21 protein-coding genes are annotated in these 19,744 nt (G+C 59.5%); 4 read left to right on the plus strand and 17 right to left on the minus strand.

Going from position 1 to position 19,744, the window contains the following annotated elements:
* Window positions 1-84: 84 nt before the first annotated feature.
* Entirely contained in the window at window positions 85-570 is a 486-nt protein-coding gene (locus tag B2589_RS02155; protein WP_199455978.1) for a glutathione peroxidase, read from the plus strand.
* 30 nt (window positions 571-600) lie between these two features.
* On the opposite strand, the gene B2589_RS02160 is transcribed toward B2589_RS02155, so the two are convergent.
* On the minus strand, window positions 601-2,574 hold the full coding sequence (locus B2589_RS02160) for an ATP-binding protein (RefSeq protein ID WP_286815463.1): 1,974 nt from the start codon (window positions 2,572-2,574) through the stop codon (window positions 601-603).
* A gap of 185 nt (window positions 2,575-2,759) precedes the next feature.
* On the opposite strand from B2589_RS02160, the gene B2589_RS02165 reads away from it, so the two are divergent.
* The gene (locus tag B2589_RS02165) at window positions 2,760-3,770 is read left to right on the plus strand and encodes a LysR family transcriptional regulator (RefSeq protein ID WP_022987998.1); all 1,011 of its coding nucleotides are present in this window, start codon (window positions 2,760-2,762) and stop codon (window positions 3,768-3,770) included.
* On the opposite strand, the gene B2589_RS02170 is transcribed toward B2589_RS02165, so the two are convergent.
* The 8 genes from B2589_RS02170 to B2589_RS02205 form a co-directional block, all read right to left on the minus strand.
* Window positions 3,759-4,724 carry a GNAT family N-acetyltransferase gene (locus tag B2589_RS02170; protein ID WP_286815464.1) on the minus strand — a complete coding sequence of 322 codons (966 nt, stop codon included), beginning with the start codon at window positions 4,722-4,724 and terminating at the stop codon, window positions 3,759-3,761. The genes B2589_RS02165 and B2589_RS02170 overlap by 12 nt on opposite strands.
* A 3-nt stretch (window positions 4,725-4,727) precedes the next feature.
* The gene (locus B2589_RS02175) at window positions 4,728-5,879 is read right to left on the minus strand and encodes a cupin domain-containing protein (protein ID WP_286815465.1); all 1,152 of its coding nucleotides are present in this window, start codon (window positions 5,877-5,879) and stop codon (window positions 4,728-4,730) included.
* Between the two features lie 14 nt (window positions 5,880-5,893).
* A complete protein-coding gene (gene purB / locus B2589_RS02180; RefSeq protein WP_286815466.1) occupies window positions 5,894-7,261 on the minus strand; it encodes an adenylosuccinate lyase in 1,368 nt (455 codons plus the stop codon).
* A gap of 81 nt (window positions 7,262-7,342) precedes the next feature.
* The gene (hflD, locus tag B2589_RS02185; protein WP_286815467.1) at window positions 7,343-7,963 is read right to left on the minus strand and encodes a high frequency lysogenization protein HflD; all 621 of its coding nucleotides are present in this window, start codon (window positions 7,961-7,963) and stop codon (window positions 7,343-7,345) included.
* On the minus strand, window positions 7,960-9,126 hold the full coding sequence (gene mnmA / locus B2589_RS02190) for a tRNA 2-thiouridine(34) synthase MnmA (RefSeq protein WP_286815468.1): 1,167 nt from the start codon (window positions 9,124-9,126) through the stop codon (window positions 7,960-7,962). Before mnmA ends, hflD begins: the two co-directional genes overlap by 4 nt.
* Window positions 9,127-9,177: 51 nt before the next feature.
* Window positions 9,178-9,627 (minus strand): NUDIX hydrolase, encoded by a 450-nt coding sequence (locus B2589_RS02195; RefSeq protein ID WP_199455982.1) that lies wholly within the window; start codon window positions 9,625-9,627, stop codon window positions 9,178-9,180.
* Window positions 9,624-10,262, minus strand: a complete 639-nt coding sequence (locus B2589_RS02200) for a pseudouridine synthase (RefSeq protein WP_286815469.1) — start codon at window positions 10,260-10,262, stop codon at window positions 9,624-9,626. The genes B2589_RS02195 and B2589_RS02200 overlap by 4 nt, the downstream gene beginning before the upstream one ends.
* Window positions 10,263-10,389: 127 nt before the next feature.
* The gene (locus tag B2589_RS02205) at window positions 10,390-10,701 is read right to left on the minus strand and encodes a cold shock domain-containing protein (protein ID WP_273133032.1); all 312 of its coding nucleotides are present in this window, start codon (window positions 10,699-10,701) and stop codon (window positions 10,390-10,392) included.
* A gap of 297 nt (window positions 10,702-10,998) precedes the next feature.
* Between B2589_RS02205 and clpS the strand changes: the two genes are divergently transcribed.
* Complete coding sequence (gene clpS, locus B2589_RS02210; protein ID WP_022987989.1) at window positions 10,999-11,358, plus strand: ATP-dependent Clp protease adapter ClpS; 360 nt, start codon at window positions 10,999-11,001, stop codon at window positions 11,356-11,358.
* An 18-nt stretch (window positions 11,359-11,376) separates the two neighbouring features.
* On the plus strand, window positions 11,377-13,647 hold the full coding sequence (clpA, locus tag B2589_RS02215; RefSeq protein WP_022987988.1) for an ATP-dependent Clp protease ATP-binding subunit ClpA: 2,271 nt from the start codon (window positions 11,377-11,379) through the stop codon (window positions 13,645-13,647).
* Between the two features lie 53 nt (window positions 13,648-13,700).
* On the opposite strand, the gene infA is transcribed toward clpA, so the two are convergent.
* From infA to B2589_RS02255, 8 genes are all read right to left on the minus strand, one after another.
* A complete protein-coding gene (gene infA, locus B2589_RS02220; protein ID WP_014421226.1) occupies window positions 13,701-13,919 on the minus strand; it encodes a translation initiation factor IF-1 in 219 nt (72 codons plus the stop codon).
* An 81-nt stretch (window positions 13,920-14,000) separates the two neighbouring features.
* A complete protein-coding gene (locus B2589_RS02225; protein WP_022989145.1) occupies window positions 14,001-14,714 on the minus strand; it encodes an arginyltransferase in 714 nt (237 codons plus the stop codon).
* Window positions 14,715-15,428 carry a leucyl/phenylalanyl-tRNA--protein transferase gene (gene aat / locus B2589_RS02230; protein ID WP_273133035.1) on the minus strand — a complete coding sequence of 238 codons (714 nt, stop codon included), beginning with the start codon at window positions 15,426-15,428 and terminating at the stop codon, window positions 14,715-14,717. It abuts the gene before it with no gap.
* 14 nt (window positions 15,429-15,442) lie between these two features.
* The gene (gene trxB / locus B2589_RS02235) at window positions 15,443-16,396 is read right to left on the minus strand and encodes a thioredoxin-disulfide reductase (RefSeq protein WP_094624185.1); all 954 of its coding nucleotides are present in this window, start codon (window positions 16,394-16,396) and stop codon (window positions 15,443-15,445) included.
* Window positions 16,397-16,450: 54 nt separating this feature from the next.
* Window positions 16,451-17,362: an AAA family ATPase gene (locus B2589_RS02240; protein ID WP_286815470.1), complete on the minus strand. Its 912-nt coding sequence runs from the start codon at window positions 17,360-17,362 to the stop codon at window positions 16,451-16,453.
* 7 nt (window positions 17,363-17,369) lie between these two features.
* Window positions 17,370-18,275, minus strand: a complete 906-nt coding sequence (locus B2589_RS02245; RefSeq protein ID WP_094624184.1) for a carbon-nitrogen hydrolase — start codon at window positions 18,273-18,275, stop codon at window positions 17,370-17,372.
* Window positions 18,272-19,324, minus strand: coding sequence for an agmatine deiminase family protein (locus B2589_RS02250; protein WP_286815471.1), 1,053 nt, complete (start codon window positions 19,322-19,324; stop codon window positions 18,272-18,274). The genes B2589_RS02245 and B2589_RS02250 overlap by 4 nt, the downstream gene beginning before the upstream one ends.
* 103 nt (window positions 19,325-19,427) lie before the next feature.
* Window positions 19,428-19,730, minus strand: coding sequence for a hypothetical protein (locus B2589_RS02255; protein WP_286815472.1), 303 nt, complete (start codon window positions 19,728-19,730; stop codon window positions 19,428-19,430).
* Between the last annotated feature and the right edge of the window lie 14 nt (window positions 19,731-19,744).

Genomic DNA, 19,744 nt, shown 5'->3' on the forward strand with positions numbered 1-19,744 from the left:
CGAAATGCCGTATAAAGGGATGGTTGGACACAACCAAATTGCGCACAATGCGAACCCGCCCATTCAATACAAGGCAGTCAAACCATGTCGGACGCAACCATCTACGATTTCAGCGCCAAGGATATCAAGGGTAATGAAGTATCGCTGGCGGACTATCAGGGCAAGGTATTATTGATCGTCAATACCGCCTCCAAGTGTGGTTTTACGCCGCAGTTCGAGGGTCTGCAGAACCTGCACAAGGAGCTTGGTGACAAGGGCTTTGAAGTATTGGGCTTCCCCTGTAACCAGTTCCTGAGCCAGGACCCGGGTGATGAAAATGCCATCAGCCAGTTCTGCTCCCTGAATTACGGTGTCAGCTTTCCCATGTTCGCCAAGATCGAGGTGAACGGTGAAGGCACCCATCCGCTGTTCCGGTTCCTGAAAAAAGAAGCCAAGGGGCTGATGGGCTCGGAAAAGGTTAAGTGGAACTTCACCAAGTTCCTGGTGGACAGCAACGGCCGCGTTGTTCGCCGCTATGCGCCTACCGCCAAGCCGGAAGAAATCCGGGCGGATATCGAAAAGCTGCTCTGATTCCGGCGCCACTCCGGGCTCTGCCGGCAACTACCCGGCCGGCGGTGCCCAGCGGCTGATAATGGCCCGCAACTCATCCCGCCGGTAAGGCTTGGTCACATAGTCGTTCATGCCGGACGCCAGGCAGTGTTCCCGGTCTCCCTGTAAGGCATTGGCGGTTACCGCTATAACCGGAAGATCCGCCCATTCCGGGTTCTGCCGGATAGCACGGGTAGCCTCGAAACCGTCCATCACCGGCATCTGGCAATCCATCAGAATGATGTCGTAACGGCGGCTTTCCAGTGCCGCCAGTGCCCGTTCACCGTTCTCTGCCAGGTCTACCCGGTGCCCGAGTTTCTTCAGCAGGCCACTGGCAACCAGCTGGTTTACCCGGTTGTCTTCCACCAGAAGGATCGATAAAGGCCGGTCGCTTGCCTGTTCCGTGATGGCTTCCGGGGCCGGTAGCCTGGTGTCCGCTTCTGCCACGGCCAGCGGTAAGATGACCGTGAAGTGAGTGCCGGCTCCTTTGCTGGAATCCACCAGGATACGCCCGTGCATGTGCTCAACCAGTTGCCGGCAAAGGGTCAGCCCCAGGCCGGTGCCGCCATAGAGCCGTGTTGTGCCGGTATCGGCCTGGGAGAAGGGCGAGAAAATGCTTTTCAGCCCCTGCTCGGACATGCCAATGCCTGTGTCGATCACTTCGATACGCAGGCTGCCACCGGTCCAGCTGGTGCGTACTTTCACACTGCCGGTGTCGGTGAATTTGATGGCGTTGCCCAGCAGGTTATTGATGATCTGCCGGGTGCGGGTGGGATCACCCAGAAAGCAGGCGGGTAAGTCCGGATCGGTTTCGCTGATCAGCTGGATCTGTTTGCCTTCGGCCTGTTGGCGATGCAGCGTGGTGCATTCGTCGATCAGCTCGCGCATGCTGAACGGTATGGTCTCCAGGCTTAGCTTTCCGGCCTCCACCTTGGAAATGTCCAGGATGTCGTTGAGCAGGCCAAGCAGGTTTTCCCCGGCATTCAGGGCAATTTCCAGGCGATTGCGCTGGCCCTGGTCTTTTTCGCTTTCCAGCGCCAGCCCCAGCATCCCCAGCACGCCGTTCAGGGGCGTTCGGATTTCATGGCTCATGCTGGCCAGGAAGTTGGCCCTCGTGCGGGCGCGCCGTACCGCATCCTCCTTTGCCTTGACCAGGGCCCGGTTACCCCGCTGAAGGGCGTCGTTTTTCTCGGAAATTTCCCGGGTCCGGTCCGCAACTTCCTGTTCCAGCTGGCTGGAATAGTTCTTCATGGTAGCTTCAGCCGTTCGCAGTTGCGAAACGCTGTTGTCCATGTTTTCCAGGTGTTCATTGATAATGCCCACCATGGTGCCGATCTCGTCTTCCCGGTGGTTTTCCGGAACCGGCAGGCGAACTTTTTCCGGGGAGCTGGCGTTTACCTGGCTCAGGGCGTTGATTACGTTGAGCATGGGGCGGGTGAGCACAAAGTAGAAAATGGCCAGCAACACCCCGGATAACGCCAGGCTTTTCAGTAGCCCGATAACCAGGGTGTAGGTGGCACGCTCAAGGAACCTTATGCCGTAGTGGTAGGTATCGATGGTCACCACCAGCTGGCCAAGGGGCAGGTCTGCCAGCTGGGGTACCCGAAGGTCTTCCCGGAACACCCGGTCCGCGCCGAACAGCAGGTCGCTGGCCCAGCGGTAACGGGATTCCGGGCTGCTTTCGCTGGAGGCCGACATGGTCTGGCCTTCGTTGTCGATCAGCCGGGCATCGATTGCTGCAGGGTGCTGCAGCAGGCCATCGAGGAGTTCATCTGCCAGCCGCATGTCTATGTTGTAGGCAATCTGGGACGCGGGGCTGTGGCTGGTTTCAATCAGGGCTTTGACTTCCCGTTCCATGGAATCGCGGGCGTCAAAATAATCCAGGGTAATCTGGATCAGGTTCAGCACCAGGCCTACGGCCATGGCAACCAGAACGGTGTCCCGGGTAAGGCGGTAGGAGAGCCGTTGCCTGAAACTTTTGAACACGGTGGTGGTTGATCCCTGGATAAGCGCGGTGTTTTGCGCCAGAGCGTAGCAGAATTCTCCGGATCAGTCCGTTAACCTGGGTAACCGCATCATCCCATTCATTTAATGAATCATGTGATTCCTGTATATTGAAGCGGTGAATAGTCGTCCGGTTGTCAAGCCGTGAACCCCTGATGGAGTCGCCCATGGATATTTCCCGCGTAGACCTCAACCTGCTCGTATACCTGGATGTGTTGCTGCGGGAGCGCAATGTAACCAAGGCCGCCAACCATCTGGGCATTACCCAGCCGGCCATGAGTAACGGCCTGCGCCGCTTGCGGGACTTGTTCGGTGATCCCTTGCTGGTTCGTACCAGCGAAGGCATGACCGCGACTGAACGGGCCCGGGAGCTGCAGCCCCTGGTGCGGGGGATCTTGTCGAACATCGAACAGGCGGTGCAGGAAAAGACGCCGTTTGCGGCCCACGACAGCCAGCGCGTGTTCCGGATCATGGCCAGTGACTACGCAGAATCCTGCCTGATGCCGAGGGTATTGCGGCGGATTCGCCAGGAAGCGCCCCATGTGACCCTGGATGTCCTGACCCCCAGTGATGTCAGCTTCCTGGACGTGGAGCAGGGCCGGCTCGACATGGCCATCAACCGCTTCGACAAGATTCCCCAGTCGTTTCACCAGAAAACCCTCTGGACCGAATACTTTGCCTGCCTGATGAATTCCCACAATCCGATCCTCAGGCAGCCGTTCACCCTGGACACCTACCTGGAAGCCAGCCATATCTGGGTCAGCAAAACCGGTTTTGGTGTGGGTGTCGGGGTAAACCCGAAAGATGTCCAGCGTTTGGGCTGGGTAGACGAAGCTCTGGGGCGGATGGGGCGTAAACGCCAGATTTCCGTGTTTACCCGCCATTACCAGGTGGCCATGTTGCTGGCCGAGCAGCACGACCTGATTGCAACGCTGCCGTCACGGGCGGCCTGGCTGCAGAAAGATAATCCGAACCTGGTGGTAAAGGTGCCGCCGTTCGAAATCCCGCCGTTCGAACTGAAAATGGCCTGGAGCCCCTTGCTGCAGCACAACAGTGACCATCAGTGGTTGCGCCGGCTGATTATCGAAGTGGCCGAGGAGGTGGATGAGGAATTTGCGCCGTTCGGTGCCCGTTTCGAATCGCCCCAGGCAATCTACGGGCAACACTCAGAGCGGTAGTTCCCGCAGTTCCATGGAGGGACGGGCGGCGTCCCACATGCGCTGGAAGGATTCTTCCATCAGTTTTACCCGGCCTGATGCGGCGAAGCCTGCAAAGCCGTCGGGTTTGTTGAAGTGGTGGCGGTAAAGAACCCCTTCACGGTCAACCAGCATGAACGGCTGGTCTTCCATCGGGTAGTCGGCGTTTACAAGCCTTAGCTCCATGCGGCTGCTCAGGCGACGCATCAGCTCAACCAGCTGGTGCCGGCGTTTCACCAGGGGTTTGTCGTCGTGGATCAGCAGGCGGACTTCGCTCAGGCGGTGTCGGCGGGCTACCGCAGAAATCAGTTCCCGCAGCCGGTAACGGTCATACAGGTCGTGGTCCAGCAGGTTGTCATACAGCCACAGGCGCTGGCCGGCCTGGCCCACCAGCGAATCCATCAGGCCGAGCATGGTGGCTTCGTCGTGGAACAGCCAACTCTCGGTGTCGGCCCCGAGAATCAGCGGTTGGGTGCGGTCAGCAAGTGCCTGGTGGGCCAGCGAGGGCGCCAGGCAACGCATATCCAGGTGCGGGATGCCGGCGTCATCGTAGGGCTCGGAGCAGATGTGGAAGCCGAAGCGCTCGTAGAAGCCGGTGGCGTGGTTCTGGGCTGATAGCCGAAGTTCCTGGAAGCGCCCGGCAGATTCCGCAATCAGGTGCCGCAGCAGCGCCTCGCCCACACCTTGGCCACGGTATTCCGGAAGCACGGCCATTCGCCCGATAAAACCGGTTTCTTCCATGGTGGAAAACAGCCGGGCCGTGGCCATGGGGGTATTGGCCTGATCGACTGCCAGGTAATGATCGGCAATCTCGTCAGTGTCGTCCCACTCAAGCTCCGGCGGCACCTTCTGCTCATCGATAAACACCCGCTGGCGGATGTCGCGGATGGAGGCAGGGGCCAGTTGCCAGCTGTATTTGCGAAATCTCGGAGTCATGGCTTACTCGAAGTACAATGAACCCTGGTTATACAGGTTGGTCAGCAGGCCCAGCAGGGCCTCGTCACCGGCAAATTCGGCCAGGGCCGACATATCTATGCGGGCTCCGGCACACAGCACGGGTGCCAGTAGCTGGGCATCGCCTTTCAGCAGGTATTGCTCACCATCCACAAACAGGGCGGTTTCACCGGCCAGTTCATGGTAGGCAAAGCGGGAGCCTTCGTTCCAGCGCAGCTGCTCGCCGGCGCGGATGGCTTCCGCCAGGTCTTCTGCTTCAGCGGGCTCCTCTGCCGGCACCACGATGTCCATGCTCTTGGGAGCGGTGGTGAACTGGCCGAACCACAGGGCCAGGTTGCGGCGGTCGCCCAGCTGTTCGCGGATTACCGTATCCAGCCGGTCGATAACCTCAGCACCGATGGTGCCCGGGTTGTCCTGAACCTGCAGGTCCGGGTCGTCCAGGTGTTCGGCGGCCTTTTCTTTCTGACTCAGGAAATCGGTAAAGCTGGTCAGGATGTCGTCGATGGTGGGCGCACGAAAGCCGACAGACAGGGTGATGCAGTCGTCTTCCGCCACACCGTGGTGGCCGATACCCGGGGGCAGGTACAGCATATCGCCCGGTGCCAGGGTGACGGTTTCTTCGCCGCCCCAGCTGCTCAGGATGCGCAGGGGCGTGCCTTCCACCCTTGGCGATGTGTGGTCGCAGTGGCCGCCAAAGGTCCAGCGGCGATGGCCCTGGGCCTGCAGCAGGAAGACGTCGTACATGTCGTAGTGAGGGCCGACGCTGCCACCTTTCGGGGCGTAGCTGGCCATGATGTCATCCAGGCGCCAGTTGGGGACGAAACGGAAATTGTCGAGCAGGTCGGCAATTTCCGGTACCCAGTGGTCCAGGCCCTGAACCAGCAGGGTCCAGTCCTGTTCCGGCAGGTCGCTGAAGCGATCCGGGTTGAACGGGCCGTTGTGCAGTTGCCAGGGTTTGCCGGCATCGTTCTCGATGACGATGCGGGATTCCACCGCTTCTTCACAAGCCAGGCCGGCCAGTTCGTCCGGGCTGACCGGGCACTGGAAACCGGGAAATGCCTGACGGATCACCAGGGGCTTTTTCTGCCAGTAATCCCGCAGAAATTCAGAAGCTGTCAATCCGCCAAGCATGTCCATGGTGTTGCTCCCGTTTAAATGTTGCCGGCCTGTTCGACGGCATTACCGATGTAGGTGTCCGGAGTCAGGGTGCGCAGTTCGGCCTTGGCTTCTTCCGGAATTTCCAGGGTCTCCACGAAATTCTTGATGACTTCCGCGCTCATGGTTTTGCCGCGGGTCAAGTCCTTGAGTTTTTCGTAGGGCTTTTCGATGTTGTAGCGGCGCATCACGGTCTGGATCGGCTCGGCCAGTACTTCCCAGGCGTTGTTCAGGTCTTCGTTCAGGCGCGCCGGGTTGATTTCCAGCTTGCCCAGGCCTTTCAGGGAGGCTTCGTAGGCAATCAGGCTGTGGGCGAAACCAACACCCAGGTTGCGCAGTACGGTGGAGTCGGTCAGGTCACGCTGCCAGCGGGAAATCGGCAGCTTGGCAGACAGGTGGCCGAAGATGGCGTTGGCGATGCCCAGGTTGCCTTCGGAGTTTTCGAAGTCGATGGGGTTCACCTTGTGGGGCATGGTAGAGGAGCCAATTTCGCCGGCCACTGTCTTCTGCTTGAAGTAACCCAGTGAGATGTAGCCCCAGATGTCCCGGTCGAGGTCGATCAGGATGGTGTTGAAGCGGGCAACGGCATCGTACAGCTCGGCAATGTAGTCGTGGGGCTCGATCTGGGTGGTGTACGGGTTCCAGTCCAGGCCGAGGCTCTCCACGAATTCTTCGGCGTTGGCGGCCCAGTCTACAGCCGGATAGGCAGACAGGTGGGCGTTGTAGTTGCCCACGGCACCGTTGATCTTGCCCATGATTTCCACTTCACGAATCTGCAGCAACTGACGGCGCAGGCGGTAAACCACGTTGGCCAGTTCCTTGCCCACGGTCGTGGGAGAGGCGGTCTGGCCATGGGTGCGGGACAGCATCGGCTGTTCGGCGTGTTCCTTGGCCAGTTCAGCCAGCTTGTCGACCACCTTTTCCATGCCTGGCAGCAGGCCATGGTCCAGTCCTTCGCGCAGCATCAGGGCGTGGGACAGGTTGTTGATGTCTTCGGAGGTGCAGGCGAAGTGCACGAATTCGGTCACTGCGTGCAGCTCGGGCACATCGGCGATCTTTTCTTTGATCAGGTATTCGACCGCTTTCACATCGTGGTTGGTGGTGCGTTCGATTTCCTTGATGCGCTCGGCATCGGCCAGGCTGAATTCGCTGACCAGCTTGTCCAGGAAGGCATTGGCTTCGGCAGAGAACGCCGGCACTTCGGTAATGGCCGGGTGTGCGGCCAATTGTTGCAGCCAGCGGATTTCGACGGTTACCCGGTTACGGATCAGGCCGTATTCACTGAAGATGCTGCGAAATACGCTGACTTTACTGCCGTAGCGGCCATCGACCGGGGAAATAGCGGTCAGGGCGGTGAGTTCCATCGAAAACCTCTCAGTTCATCAAAGAAAAATCGGATCGGAAAAATGCGAAGGCGTTAATGATACACCAGAGGGCGCTGCGAATCAGCGCAGCAGCTCCCTAGCGTGCAGGATCACTTTTTTGCGCTTGAAGATCAGTTGCCAGCGGTGGCCGCCACTCTGGCGCCAGAGTACAGCCGAACGGATGCCGGCCAGCAGCAGGGCACGGACTTTGTGCTGGTTGTCTTCCCGCTGCAGCATGTTGGGGTTACCGCTGACCTGGATGCGCGGGCCCAGGGTACTGATGGTGTCGCTGTATACGGATGCCAGGTTGCTCAGCAGGTTGCTGTGGGTGTAACCGAAATGGCTGGCGGTGTGGCGGGCCTGCTCAATGCGGTTGCCGAGCACATCCATCACATCGCCCTTGCGCTTGAGCTTGGATTCCAGGTGGATCAGGTTCAGCACATAGCGCAGGACCTCTGCGTCCTGCGGGCGGGCTTGCTGGGCGAATACGGTCGACAGCACCTCCAGGCCATTGCGGATGTCGGACAACTCACCACCGTAAACATCCAGCGTGGTCTCGGGATCTGTGGCAAACAGCGAGCGGATGCAGGTTTCCATGGCCGCTTCGTTGCAGTAGCCGGTGTGGGCAATTTCCCGCACCAGCGCGGCTGCCTGAAAGATACCCGCCAGGGCCAGGGTCTGGTCGTGCAGGGAACGGCTCATGCGTCGGCTTCCGCAGCCAGGCGGGCGGGCAGGGGTTCGCCATCGCGCCAGGTTTCTTCAATCACACCGCCGCCCAGGCAGACCTCGCCCTGATAGAGCACCACGGATTGCCCGGGTGTGACTGCACGCTGGCCCTCGTCAAAGACAACTTTCACGCCACCGTCGATGACCGTGACTTCGCAGTCCTGATCCGGCTGACGGTAACGGGTTTTTGCCTTGCAGCGGAACTGCTGTGCCGGCGGTTCGCCCGCGACCCAGTCGATGGGGCCGGAGACCAGGCCCCGGGAAAACAGTAGCGGGTGGTTCTTGCCCTGAACGGCGATCAGCACGTTGCGGGACAGGTCTTTTTCTACGACGTACCAGGGTTCATCGCCAAACTCCGCCAGGCCGCCAATGCCCAAACCCTGGCGCTGGCCAATGGTGTGGTACATCAGTCCCTGGTGCTTGCCGATCACCTTGCCGTCCGGCGTTTCAATGTTGCCGGGCTGGGCCGGCAGGTATTGCTTCAGGAAGTCGGTGAACTTGCGCTCGCCGATGAAGCAGATACCGGTGGAATCTTTCTTGTCGTGGGTTACAAAGCCCTGGGCTTCGGCAATGCGGCGTACTTCCGGCTTTTCCAGTTCGCCCACCGGGAACAGGGTGCGGGCGATGCGGTCGCCGGAGACGGCGTGCAGGAAGTAGCTCTGGTCTTTGTTCGGATCCAGTCCCTTCAGCAGTTGCGCTTTGCCACTGCCATCGTTGAGGGGGCGCTGGCGGGTGTAGTGGCCGGTGGCAATGTAGTCGGCGCCCAGGGTGACGGCGTAATCCAGGAAAGCGCGGAATTTTACTTCCTTGTTGCACAGGATGTCCGGGTTCGGGGTGCGCCCGGCGCTGTATTCGGACAGGAAATGCTCGAACACCCGGTCCCAGTATTCGGCGGCAAAGCTGGCGGTGTGCAGCTTGATACCGATGGCATCGGCCACCGCCTGGGCATCGGCCAGGTCTGTCATGGCAGTGCAGTACTCGGTGCCGTCGTCTTCATCCCAGTTCTTCATGAACAGGCCTTCCACCTGGTAGCCCTGGTCTTTCAGTAACCAGGCAGCTACGGAGGAGTCCACGCCGCCGGACATGCCGACGATCACGCGGGTATTCTGGGGAGTCTTGGGTTCTGCAGTCTGGGTCATTGGTTTTCCGGGTTACCGCTGAAAAGGGGCGATTTTACCATCTTGTGGCGGTTACGTCTGTCCGTCGACCACCACTTCAAGGGGGAATCGCCGGCCGTTTCGGTAATCCTCGATGCACTGCAGCACCAGCGGGCTGCGCAGCCGGGTGCCCAGGTTGCGGATTTCGTCCAGGGTAAGCCAGTGCGGGGCGATAATGCCGGTATCCAGCTCGGTGGTGATTTGCCTGACGGCTTTGGCGGCGTAACAGAAGCGGTAGTAGGTAACGCCGTTGGCCGGGGCCTTGTAGGTGTAAACGCCAAGGAAGGACTCCGGCTCAACCTGCCAGCCGGTTTCTTCCAGTGCTTCGCGCCGGACTGCATCCAGAATGGCTTCGCCTTCCTCGATATGCCCGGCAGGCTGGTTGAAAACGACTTTGCCGTGGCTTTCTTCTTCAACCAGCAGAAAGCGGCCCTGTTCGTCTTCGGCCACAACGGCCACGGTGGCATGGGGTTTCCAGGTCATTTTCGGCTTGGCCTCCTGTTGGTCGTGCGGCGCCCGGGCTTGGCCTTGCGTGGGTTTTGCTTGCCAGCCGGCGGAGTGTCTGGCAAGTGAATGGTTTCAAGGCGGAAATGGCCGGGTTTCAGGCCGTCCAGTGTCCAGTCCCCTATCCGGTAGCGGATCAGTCTCAGGGTAGGGTAGCCCACAGCGGCTGTCATGCGCCGCACCTGCCGGTTACGGCCTTCGGTAATGGTGAGTTCCAGCCAGCTGGTGGGGATGGATTCACGGTAACGCACCGGAGGTACCCGGGCCCAGACCTCCGGTTCTGCTATCCGCCTGGCGCTGGCGGGGCGGGTCAGACCGTCTTTCAGTTCGACACCGCTGCACAGTTGTCCGATTGCATCGTCGGAGATTTCCCCTTCAACCTGTACCCAGTAGGTTTTCTGCATTTTGTTGGCGGGGGAGGCGATCCGGTGCTGCAGCGCGCCGTGGTTGGTCAGTAGCAACAGGCCTTCGGAGTCATAGTCCAGCCGGCCGGCGGGGTAGAAACCGGGTTTCTTGATCCATTGGGCAAGGGTTGCGCGGGGTTGTCCGGCGCGGTCATCGGTGAACTGGCTCAGCACCTGGAAAGGTTTGTTGAACAGAATCAGCTCGGCCATGCACGGTTCCTGTTGGTAATACGGAGGAGTGGCAAGCCTAAAGGATTCGGAATTCCGGAAAAAGCACAAAAAAACACGGCCTGCCGGCTACCCGGCAGGAATCGGGGAAATAATCGCCGCGACTGTCTCAGCCGTTAACAGCTCTCGGAGGATACCCCGAGTGGCCTGACAGCCCGCTATCCGGGGACTCGCCGCCTTGCCTGGACTCCTGGCCCGGTTCCCGCTTTGCTGGCGCTTCATCGGGTACGATGTTGATGGCGTGAACGCCTTTTTCGACCGGCTTTTTGTCGAAGGTGACCGACTGGCCCGCCTTCAGGGTTTTATAACCCTCCATCTGTACCGAAGAAAAATGGGCGAACAGATCGTCACTGCAGCCGTCTTCGATAATAAAGCCGTATCCCTTGGCGTTGTTGAACCATTTGACTTTGCCTCTTGGCATGATGAACTCCCTTGTTCCCTGTCTGTCTTATTATTGGATTGAGCGTTGTGCGAGTGTTGCTTCTGGTTACATAAGTCTTGCGTTTATTTACATTGTTTTACAATGCAGGTTAACTCTCTGCCAATCCGGCGTCTGAGTCAAGAGTTCTGACGGGGTGAATGAGTGGTTGAAGCAGGTCTGGAAGCTGTATCATGTCCGTATTGATAAATAACGCACGCTTGCTCCGCTTCCGGCTTGAAAAGCCGCAGTCGGGCAACCACATTTAGTCAGGAAACCGAATAACCGGTAAACAGAACCATGCGGACAATTAAGAATTCTCTACTAGTATTCAATCAGGGGGAGGACGAACAGCCAGGGCGCCATGAGGGGGTCAGTGTTGCGCCTGAAAAGCCTGCCCTGAAGCGCCCGGCCCGATTCAGGGTGGTGCTCCTGAACGACGATTACACACCCATGGACTTCGTGGTGGAAGTATTGATGAAGTTCTTCGGAATGAATGAGGAAAAGGCGACGCAGGTGATGCTGCTCGTCCATACGCAGGGAAAAGCCGTATGTGGGGTATATACCCGTGACATCGCAGAAACAAAGGCGGCACAGGTGAATCAGTATTCTTCGGAATGTGAGCATCCGCTCCTTTGTGAGATTGAACGTGCTGACTGATAGACGGCGGGGTGGCCCATGCTGAGCAAAGATCTTGAAATTACGCTGAATACGGCCTTCAAAAATGCCCGGGACAAGCGTCATGAGTTTATGACCGTGGAGCATTTGTTGTTGGCCCTTCTCGACAACGAATCGGCGGTGGGCGTTCTCAAAGCCTGTGGTGCAGACCTCCAGCGGCTCGAGGAAGAGCTGGTCGAATTCGTGGATTCAACCACACCTCTGATACCGAGCACCGACAGTGAACGCGAAACCCAGCCGACACTGGGCTTCCAGCGTGTGCTGCAGCGGGCGGTATTCCATGTGCAGTCTTCCGGCAAGAAAGAAGTCACCGGCGCCAACGTACTGGTGGCGATCTTCAGTGAGCAGGAAAGCCAGGCGGTGTATGTGCTGAAGAAGCAGAACATTGCCCGGATCGATGTGGTCAACTTTGTCTCCCACGGAATTTCCCGGGTGCAGGGTGCAGAGGACCAGGACGGGATGGATCACTCTGCCCACGAAGAAGCCGGAGAAGAAGGCAGCCAGTCCAGCCCGCTGGACAGCTACGCAACCAACCTGAACGAACAGGCACGGCAGGGCCGGATAGACCCGTTGATCGGCCGCGAGCACGAAGTGGAGCGGGTGGTGCAGATCCTGGTGCGCCGCCGCAAGAACAACCCCTTGCTGGTGGGCGAGGCCGGTGTCGGTAAAACCGCCATCGCCGAAGGCCTGGCCAAGCGCATTGTTGACGGCCAGGTGCCGGATATCATCTCCGATGCGGTGGTGTATTCCCTGGATATGGGCGCGTTGCTGGCCGGTACCAAGTACCGCGGTGATTTCGAAAAGCGCCTGAAAGGCCTGCTGAGCGACCTGAAAAAACAGGATCATGCCATCCTGTTTATCGACGAGATCCACACCATCATTGGTGCCGGCTCGGCATCCGGCGGTGTGATGGATGCCTCGAACCTGCTCAAGCCGATGCTCAGTTCCGGCGAACTGCGCTGCATCGGTTCGACAACGTTCCAGGAATTCCGGGGAATCTTCGAGAAAGACAGCGCCCTGGCCCGTCGCTTCCAGAAAATCGATGTGAACGAGCCGAGTGTTGAAGATACCTACCAGATTCTCAAAGGCCTGAAGCCGAATTTCGAGAAACACCACGACCTGACCTACACCGACCAGGCCTTGCGCGTGGCTGCAGAGCTGGCAGACCGGTATATCACCGATCGCCACCTGCCGGACAAGGCCATTGACGTGATCGACGAAGCCGGGGCCCGGCAGCGGCTGCAGCCGGAAGACAAGCGCAAGAAGACCATCGAAGTTTCGGATATCGAAGACGTGGTGGCGAATATTGCGCGCATTCCGCCGAAGAACGTTTCCACCAGCGACAAAGACCTGCTGCGTAACCTGGAGCGGGACCTGAAAATGGTGGTGTTCGGGCAGGATCCGGCCATCGAATCCCTGGCCACGGCCATCAAGCTGGCCCGCGCCGGCCTGAAAGCGCCGGAGAAGCCGGAAGGTGCCTTCCTGTTTGCCGGGCCGACCGGTGTTGGCAAGACGGAAGTGACCAAGCAGCTGGCCAAGGTTCTGGGCATCGAACTGGTTCGCTTCGATATGTCCGAATACATGGAGCGCCATACTGTATCGCGGTTGATCGGTGCGCCTCCGGGCTATGTCGGTTACGACCAGGGCGGCCTGCTGACCGAGGCGGTCAACAAGCATCCGCACTGTGTGTTGCTGCTGGATGAAATCGAGAAGGCGCATCCCGAGGTGTTCAACCTGCTGCTGCAGGTGATGGACCACGGTACCCTGACCGATAACAACGGCCGCAAGGCGGATTTCCGCCACGTGATCCTGGTGATGACCACCAACGCCGGCGCCGAGAGCATGGCTCGCCGTTCCATCGGCTTCAGCGAGCAGGACCATAGTACTGACGGCATGGAAGTGATCAGCAAGACCTTCACGCCGGAGTTCCGTAACCGCCTGGATGGCATTATCCAGTTTGCTGACCTGCAGAAGGCCACCATTACCCATGTGGTGGACAAGTTCCTCACCGAGTTGCAGGCGCAACTGGACGAGAAACACGTGGTGTTGCATGTGGATGAAGCTGCCAAGGTGTGGCTGGCCGAGAAGGGTTACGATGTGACTATGGGCGCACGCCCGATGGCGCGTCTGATCCAGGACAAGATCAAGCGGCCACTGGCCGAGCAGATCCTGTTCGGAAGCCTGGCAGAGAAGGGTGGGGATGTGTTCATCCACCTGAAAGGCGACGAGCTGGTGTTCGAGTACGAGAACGAGCCGGCAGAAGCCCTCTGAAGCAACAAAAAAGCCCCGCACTTGCGGGGCTTTTCAGATGTCACTCGAGCAGATTAACGGGCGCGGTATACGATGCGGCCCTTGCTCAGGTCATAGGGAGTCAGCTCAACCTTGACCTTGTCTCCGGTCAGGATGCGGATGTAGTTCTTGCGCATTTTTCCTGAGATGTGGGCAGTCACAACGTGGCCGTTGGACAGCTCAACGCGGAACATGGTGTTGGGAAGGGTGTCGATAATAACGCCTTCCATTTCAATGACATCTGATTTCGCCATTCAGTAGAAACCTCGTTCGGAATGCTTTTCGGTGATTTTAAATTGCGCAATTCTGCCTGAATTCTTGCCGTTTGGCAAAAGTCAGTCTGATTGCAGTTCTCGCCAGTGCCCGTCGCGCAGCGCTTCGATGGGTTTGAAACGGGTTTTGTAGTTCATTTTACGGCATTCCCGGATCCAGTAACCCAGGTACAGATGGGGCAGGCCGCGGCGCCGGGCTTCTTCAATCTGCCAGAGTACGGCAAAGGTGCCCAGGCTCCGGTCTTCCAGTTCCGGAGCAAAAATGGTGTAGATGGCGGACAAGCCGTCATCCAGCAGGTCGACCGCTGCCAGGCCGGCCAGTTCGTCTCCCAGGGAAATTTCCAGGAACCAGGAGTCTGTAGCGCCGTCTACCAGGAACGATGTGAACTGCTCCCTGGAGGGCGGGTACATATCGCCATCCCGGTGGCGCTCTTCAATGTAGTGGGCGTACAGCCGGTAATAACGCTCGCTGAAAGCTGCGGGCACCAGCCGGCACGACAAGTCTTCATTCTTGCGCAAGACACGGCGCTGGTTACGATCCGGCTGGAACTGATCTACCTTCAGGCGTACCGGCACGCAGGCATTGCAATGTTCACAGTGTGGGCGGTAATAGTGGGAGCCGCTGCGCCGGAAGCCCAGTGCAGTCAGTTGGCTGTAGAGTTTCTTGTCGACGTTGGCCCTCGGGTCCACAAACATGGTGGTGGCTTCGCGATCCGGCAGGTAGCTGCAGTCGTGGGGCGGCGTTGCGAAGAAGACCAGCGTTCTGAGATTGCTCATTCATTCCTCCGGCCCGGGCCAGCGCCAGTTGAAGGCCCAGTCTTCCTTTTCCGGTTTTTGATCCACGTACTTCCCGAGTATAGATAAAAACTCGCCCCTGGGAATAGTTCGCGCACCCATGCTGAGCAGATGGTCGCTTTCGACCTGGCAATCCATCAGTCTGTAACCCCATTGTGCCAGCTGGCGGGCCAGGTGCACCATCAAAACCTTGGAAGCATTGGTTTCCAGGGAAAACATGGATTCACCGAAGAAGCAGCGTCCCAGGGCAATGCCGTACATACCCCCGGCCAGCTCGCCGTTGCGGTTCCAGACTTCGATGGAGTGTGCGGTGCCGTGCCGGTGCAGGTCGGTATAGGCCTGGATCATGTCGTCGGTAATCCAGGTGCCTTCGGCGCGGGTGGTGGCACACAACCGGATGATGCGGCTGAAGCATCGGTCTGCGGTAACCTCGAACCGGTGCTGGTTCAGGGTGCGGCGCAGGCTGCGGGATACGTGGACTTCGTCCGGAAACAGGACGCAACGGGGATTGGGGGACCACCAGAGAATGGGCTGGTCGTCGCTGAACCAGGGGAAGATGCCGTTCCGGTAAGCCAGCAGGAGCCGGCCCCGGGACAGGTCGCCACCCACGGCGAGAAGACCGTCCGGATCGTCCAGTGCTTCGTCGGCCGGAGGGAACCAGAGTTCCTCCGGCTCCAGCCAGGGTAGAGAGGTCATTCCGTGTCGGCCGTTTAGTCCTGCTGGTCCAGGAATTTCTCGGCATCCAGGGCGGCCATGCAGCCGAAACCGGCGGAGGTAACAGCCTGGCGGTATACGTGGTCGGCTACGTCGCCGGCGGCGAATACGCCCGGAATGCTGGTCTGGGTGGCCATGCCGTTCAGGCCGGACTGGATACGCAGATAGCCGTTGTCCATGTCGAGCTGGCCTTCGAACAGGCTGGTGTTCGGCTTGTGGCCGATGGCGATGAATACGCCGGCTAGGTCGATGTCCCGGGTGCTGCCGTCTTCGGTGCTCTTGATGCGCATGCCGGTTACACCGGTGCCGTCGCCCAGTACTTCATCCAGGGTGTGGTTCCAGACGATCTTCACGTTGCCGTTTTCGGCCTTTTCGAACAGCTTGTCCTGCAGGATTTTCTCGGAGCGCAGCTTGTCACGGCGGTGCACCAGGGTCACTTCATCGGCAATGTTCGACAGGTACAGGGCTTCTTCAACGGCGGTGTTGCCACCACCGATCACAGCGACTTTCTGCTTGCGGTAGAAGAAGCCGTCGCAGGTAGCGCAAGCTGATACGCCCTGGCCCTTGAACTTCTCTTCGGACTCGAGCCCCAGATACATTGCCGAGGCACCGGTGGCGATGATCAGGGCATCGCAGGTGTACTCGCCGTTGTCGCCCTTGAGGCGGAACGGACGGTTCTGCAGGTCGGCTTCATTGATGGTGTCGTACACGATGCTGGTTTCGAAGCGCTCGGCGTGCTTCTGCATGCGCTGCATCAGCTCCGGGCCCTGAACGCCGTCGTTGTCACCCGGCCAGTTGTCCACGTCTGTGGTGGTGGTGAGCTGTCCACCCACTTCAATGCCGGTAATCAGGGTCGGGTTCAGGTTGGCGCGGGCGGCATAGACTGCTGCGGTGTAACCTGCGGGGCCGGAACCAAGAATGATCAGTCGGGAGTGCTGTGTTTCGCTCATGGGAATCTCGCTGGTATGTGATATGTAATCTGGATGTATGAGGCCGGAGCCGGATTATTCAAGTACCGAGACCGTGGTCAGCAGCTGTCGCACCCGATCCTTGCTCTTGCCGGATTCGCCCTGCTCAAGCCGGTGCTCAGCCACGGAGGGGAACACTGCCTGGACGTCGTCTGGCAGCACGTGGTCACGCCCTGCCATCAGCGCCCAGGCCTTGGCGGCCCTTAACAGCCCGAGGCCGGCTCGCGGCGACAGGCCGTAGACCAGGCCCGGCATGCGCCGGCTTTGTTCAAGCAGTCGCTGCAGATAGTCCAGCAGGGCAGGGCTGGCGCCGACTTTTTCGACGGCGGCCTGAGCCGCTTCCAGCTCCGGCTGGGGCAGTATGGCCTGCAGCCGCCCGGTGATGGCCCGGCGATCTTCGCCTTCCAGTAGCTCCCGTTCCGCTTTCGGATCCGGGTAGCCCAGTTGCAGTCGCATCAGAAAGCGGTCGAGCTGGGATTCCGGCAGCGGAAAGGTGCCACCCTGTTCAATGGGGTTCTGGGTGGCAATCACAAAGAACGGAGAGGGCAGTGGCCGGGTTTCGCCTTCAATGGATACCTGGCGCTCTTCCATGGCTTCCAGCAGCGCACTCTGGGTGCGGGGCGAGGCCCGGTTGATTTCGTCTGCCAGTACCACCTGGGCAAAGATCGGGCCCGGGTGAAACACCAGGCTGCCGGCCTCACGGTCGTACATGGAGTAACCCAGAACATCCGCGGGTAGCAGGTCGTTGGTGAACTGGATGCGTTGATAGCTCAGCCCCATGATCTTTGCCAGAGCGTGGGAGAGTGTGGTCTTGCCCATGCCCGGGATGTCTTCGATCAGCAGGTGGCCGCGGGCCAGCAGGCCACACAGGGCCAGGCGGATCTGGTTGTCTTTGCCCAGCAAGATCTTGTTGAGCTCGGCAACCACGCTGTCCATTTTCTGTTTCATGCAGGCCTCAGTCCCGTACCCGTTTGAGAATGTCGTCGTAGGCATCAATGCGCCGATCCCGAAGATACGGCCAGATACGCCTGACGGATTCAGTCCGGTCGCGGTCCAGCGTGGCGGTCAGAATACATTCGCTTTCATCGTCGGCCCGGGCCAGGAATTCGCCCTGGGGCCCGCAGATAAAACTGTTGCCCCAGAAGCGGATGCCATCGCCCTGGCCGGACGGATCGGGTTCAGTGCCCACCCGGTTGGGGGCAATCACCGGCAGGTTGTTAGCCACCGCGTGGCCCCGCTGAACGGTCACCCAGGCTTCCAGCTGGCGGGCCTGTTCGTCGGCTTCGTCGGTAATATCCCAGCCGATGGCCGTGGGATAGATCAGGATTTCCGCGCCGGCCAGCGCCATCAGGCGGGCGGCTTCCGGGTACCACTGGTCCCAGCACACCAATACCCCGAGCTTGCCGACGGAGGTATTGATCGGGGTAAAGCCGCTGTCGCCATTGTTGAAGCGGGCGTCGCCCGGGGTGAAATAGAACTTTTCGTAGAAGCCCGGGTCGTCCGGGATGTGCATTTTCCGGTAGATCCCGGCCAGGCTGCCGTCGGTATCAAACACCACCGAGGTGTTGTGATACACCCCGTTCATCCGCCGTTCGAAGATAGAGCCTACCAGCACAATGCCCAGCTCCCTGGCCAGCTCCGACAGGCGGTTGCTGGTGGGGCCGGGAATGGGTTCGGCGAGTTCGAAAACGGCGGTGTCTTCGGTCTGGCAAAAATACAGGGTGGCGTGCAGCTCCTGCAGTACCACCAGTTGCGCCCCCCCGGTGGCGGCTTCCCGCACCAGTTTTTCGGAGGTTGCCAGGCTGGCGGCTTTGTCGTTACTGCACTTTTGCTGGATAGCAGCGATTTTCAGCTGGCTCATAGGGAAACGACTCCGGCAGGAATCTGCATGGTGACACAGTGCAGGCTGCCATGCTGGTGGATCAGTGGGCGGCAGTTAACGGGAATAATTTCCCGCTCCGGGAAGATCTCACCCATGATGCGAATGGCTTCCGGATCTTGCGGCACATCGTAGACCGGCAAAAGAACTGCATTGTTGATAATCAGGAAGTTGGCATAGGTGGCCGGCAGGCGCTCGCCCTCTTCGTCATAGATGGCATCGGGCCAGGGCAGGGCGGTCAGCTTGTAGGGGCTGCCATCCTGCTGGCGGAACTCCTGCAGTTCCTCTTCCATGGCGGCCAGGGCGCTGTAGTGTTCGTCTGCCACATCCGGACAGGTGACATAACAGATGTGGTCCGGGGCGCAGAAGCGGGCGAGGGTGTCGATGTGGCTGTCGGTGTCGTCGCCGGCCAGGTAGCCGTGGTTGAGCCACAATATGCGGTCTGCGCCCAGCAACTCGGAGAGCCGATGTTCGATGTCTGAGCGATCAAGGTCCGGGTTGCGGGTGGGGGTCAGCAGGCATTCGCTGGTGGCCAGGATGGTGCCCTGGCCGTCAGATTCAATGGAGCCGCCTTCCAGGACAAAATCCACTGCTTGCATCGGTGTCTTGCCGAATACGCCTGCATTGGCCAGGTGTCGGTTGAGGGCGTTGTCTTTCTCCCAGGGGAATTTGCCGCCCCAGGCGTTGAAGCTGAAATCCAGAAGCGTGGCGCTGTCAGCATCGGTAACGGTAATGGGGCCGTGGTCCCGTGCCCAGGTGTCATTGGCCGGGGCCGGTACGGCCACAACGCGGCCGGGGAGATGGTTGTCTTCAGCGTACTGGTTCAGTTCCTGCCCCAGCTTTTGCAGCCCGGCCACAAACTCGCAACTGATTACCAAATGTTCAAAGCGCAGTACCGCTTTGGCGATGTCGAGGAAGACCTGTTCTGCATCTGCCATCATCCGGGCCCAGTCGGTTCCGGGGTGAGGCCAGGTCAACATTACTGCGCTCTGGGGAGCCCATTCCGCAGGCAACACTCGTCTGGAAGTCACTGTTATCTGCCACCTTGGTTCGCAAAAAGCAGTCATTCTATCTGACCGCTAAGGCAACGTCAGGACATGGGCAATGAAAAACCGGTGTATTGCCCCCGACCGGTTATTTGCGGCGCTTCATGACCGCATGGATAACCCGGTCGTGTTCCAGGTACACCACGAAGTCCTGGTAGTGCCACTGGGTAATCGGTGGCTGGCCAACCGGGCCCCGAATCTCCATAGGGGCACCCCAGCGGCTTTGCACGGAACCCCCGGTCATGCCGTTGGCCGGCAGTTTGACAAGGCTGCGGTCGGCCTGGCTGCCAACCGGGACGGTCAGTTGTTCTGCGTGGGCCTGGGGCAGGGCTGCAACCGCCACTGCTGCGGCCATGGTAAAGGCAGCGATCAGGTTCCGTTTGTTGTTCATAGATGGCTCTCCAC

The organism is Marinobacter sp. UBA3607 (genome assembly GCF_002375525.1).
Taxonomy (GTDB): domain Bacteria; phylum Pseudomonadota; class Gammaproteobacteria; order Pseudomonadales; family Oleiphilaceae; genus Marinobacter; species Marinobacter vinifirmus.

Excerpts from the sequence above, each read along its gene's own strand:
- B2589_RS02155 (WP_199455978.1), top strand. The coding sequence starts at position 85 with ATGTCGGACGCAACCATCTACGATTTCAGCGCCAAGGATATCAAGGGT.
- B2589_RS02165 (WP_022987998.1), top strand. The coding sequence starts at position 2,760 with ATGGATATTTCCCGCGTAGACCTCAACCTGCTCGTATACCTGGATGTG.
- B2589_RS02170 (WP_286815464.1), bottom strand. The coding sequence starts at position 4,724 with ATGACTCCGAGATTTCGCAAATACAGCTGGCAACTGGCCCCTGCCTCC.
- B2589_RS02175 (WP_286815465.1), bottom strand. The coding sequence starts at position 5,879 with ATGGACATGCTTGGCGGATTGACAGCTTCTGAATTTCTGCGGGATTAC.
- purB (WP_286815466.1), bottom strand. The coding sequence starts at position 7,261 with ATGGAACTCACCGCCCTGACCGCTATTTCCCCGGTCGATGGCCGCTAC.
- hflD (WP_286815467.1), bottom strand. The coding sequence starts at position 7,963 with ATGAGCCGTTCCCTGCACGACCAGACCCTGGCCCTGGCGGGTATCTTT.
- mnmA (WP_286815468.1), bottom strand. The coding sequence starts at position 9,126 with ATGACCCAGACTGCAGAACCCAAGACTCCCCAGAATACCCGCGTGATC.
- B2589_RS02195 (WP_199455982.1), bottom strand. The coding sequence starts at position 9,627 with ATGACCTGGAAACCCCATGCCACCGTGGCCGTTGTGGCCGAAGACGAA.
- B2589_RS02200 (WP_286815469.1), bottom strand. The coding sequence starts at position 10,262 with ATGGCCGAGCTGATTCTGTTCAACAAACCTTTCCAGGTGCTGAGCCAG.
- B2589_RS02205 (WP_273133032.1), bottom strand. The coding sequence starts at position 10,701 with ATGCCAAGAGGCAAAGTCAAATGGTTCAACAACGCCAAGGGATACGGC.
- clpS (WP_022987989.1), top strand. The coding sequence starts at position 10,999 with ATGCGGACAATTAAGAATTCTCTACTAGTATTCAATCAGGGGGAGGAC.
- clpA (WP_022987988.1), top strand. The coding sequence starts at position 11,377 with ATGCTGAGCAAAGATCTTGAAATTACGCTGAATACGGCCTTCAAAAAT.
- infA (WP_014421226.1), bottom strand. The coding sequence starts at position 13,919 with ATGGCGAAATCAGATGTCATTGAAATGGAAGGCGTTATTATCGACACC.
- B2589_RS02225 (WP_022989145.1), bottom strand. The coding sequence starts at position 14,714 with ATGAGCAATCTCAGAACGCTGGTCTTCTTCGCAACGCCGCCCCACGAC.
- aat (WP_273133035.1), bottom strand. The coding sequence starts at position 15,428 with ATGACCTCTCTACCCTGGCTGGAGCCGGAGGAACTCTGGTTCCCTCCG.
- trxB (WP_094624185.1), bottom strand. The coding sequence starts at position 16,396 with ATGAGCGAAACACAGCACTCCCGACTGATCATTCTTGGTTCCGGCCCC.
- B2589_RS02240 (WP_286815470.1), bottom strand. The coding sequence starts at position 17,362 with ATGAAACAGAAAATGGACAGCGTGGTTGCCGAGCTCAACAAGATCTTG.
- B2589_RS02245 (WP_094624184.1), bottom strand. The coding sequence starts at position 18,275 with ATGAGCCAGCTGAAAATCGCTGCTATCCAGCAAAAGTGCAGTAACGAC.
- B2589_RS02255 (WP_286815472.1), bottom strand. The coding sequence starts at position 19,730 with ATGAACAACAAACGGAACCTGATCGCTGCCTTTACCATGGCCGCAGCA.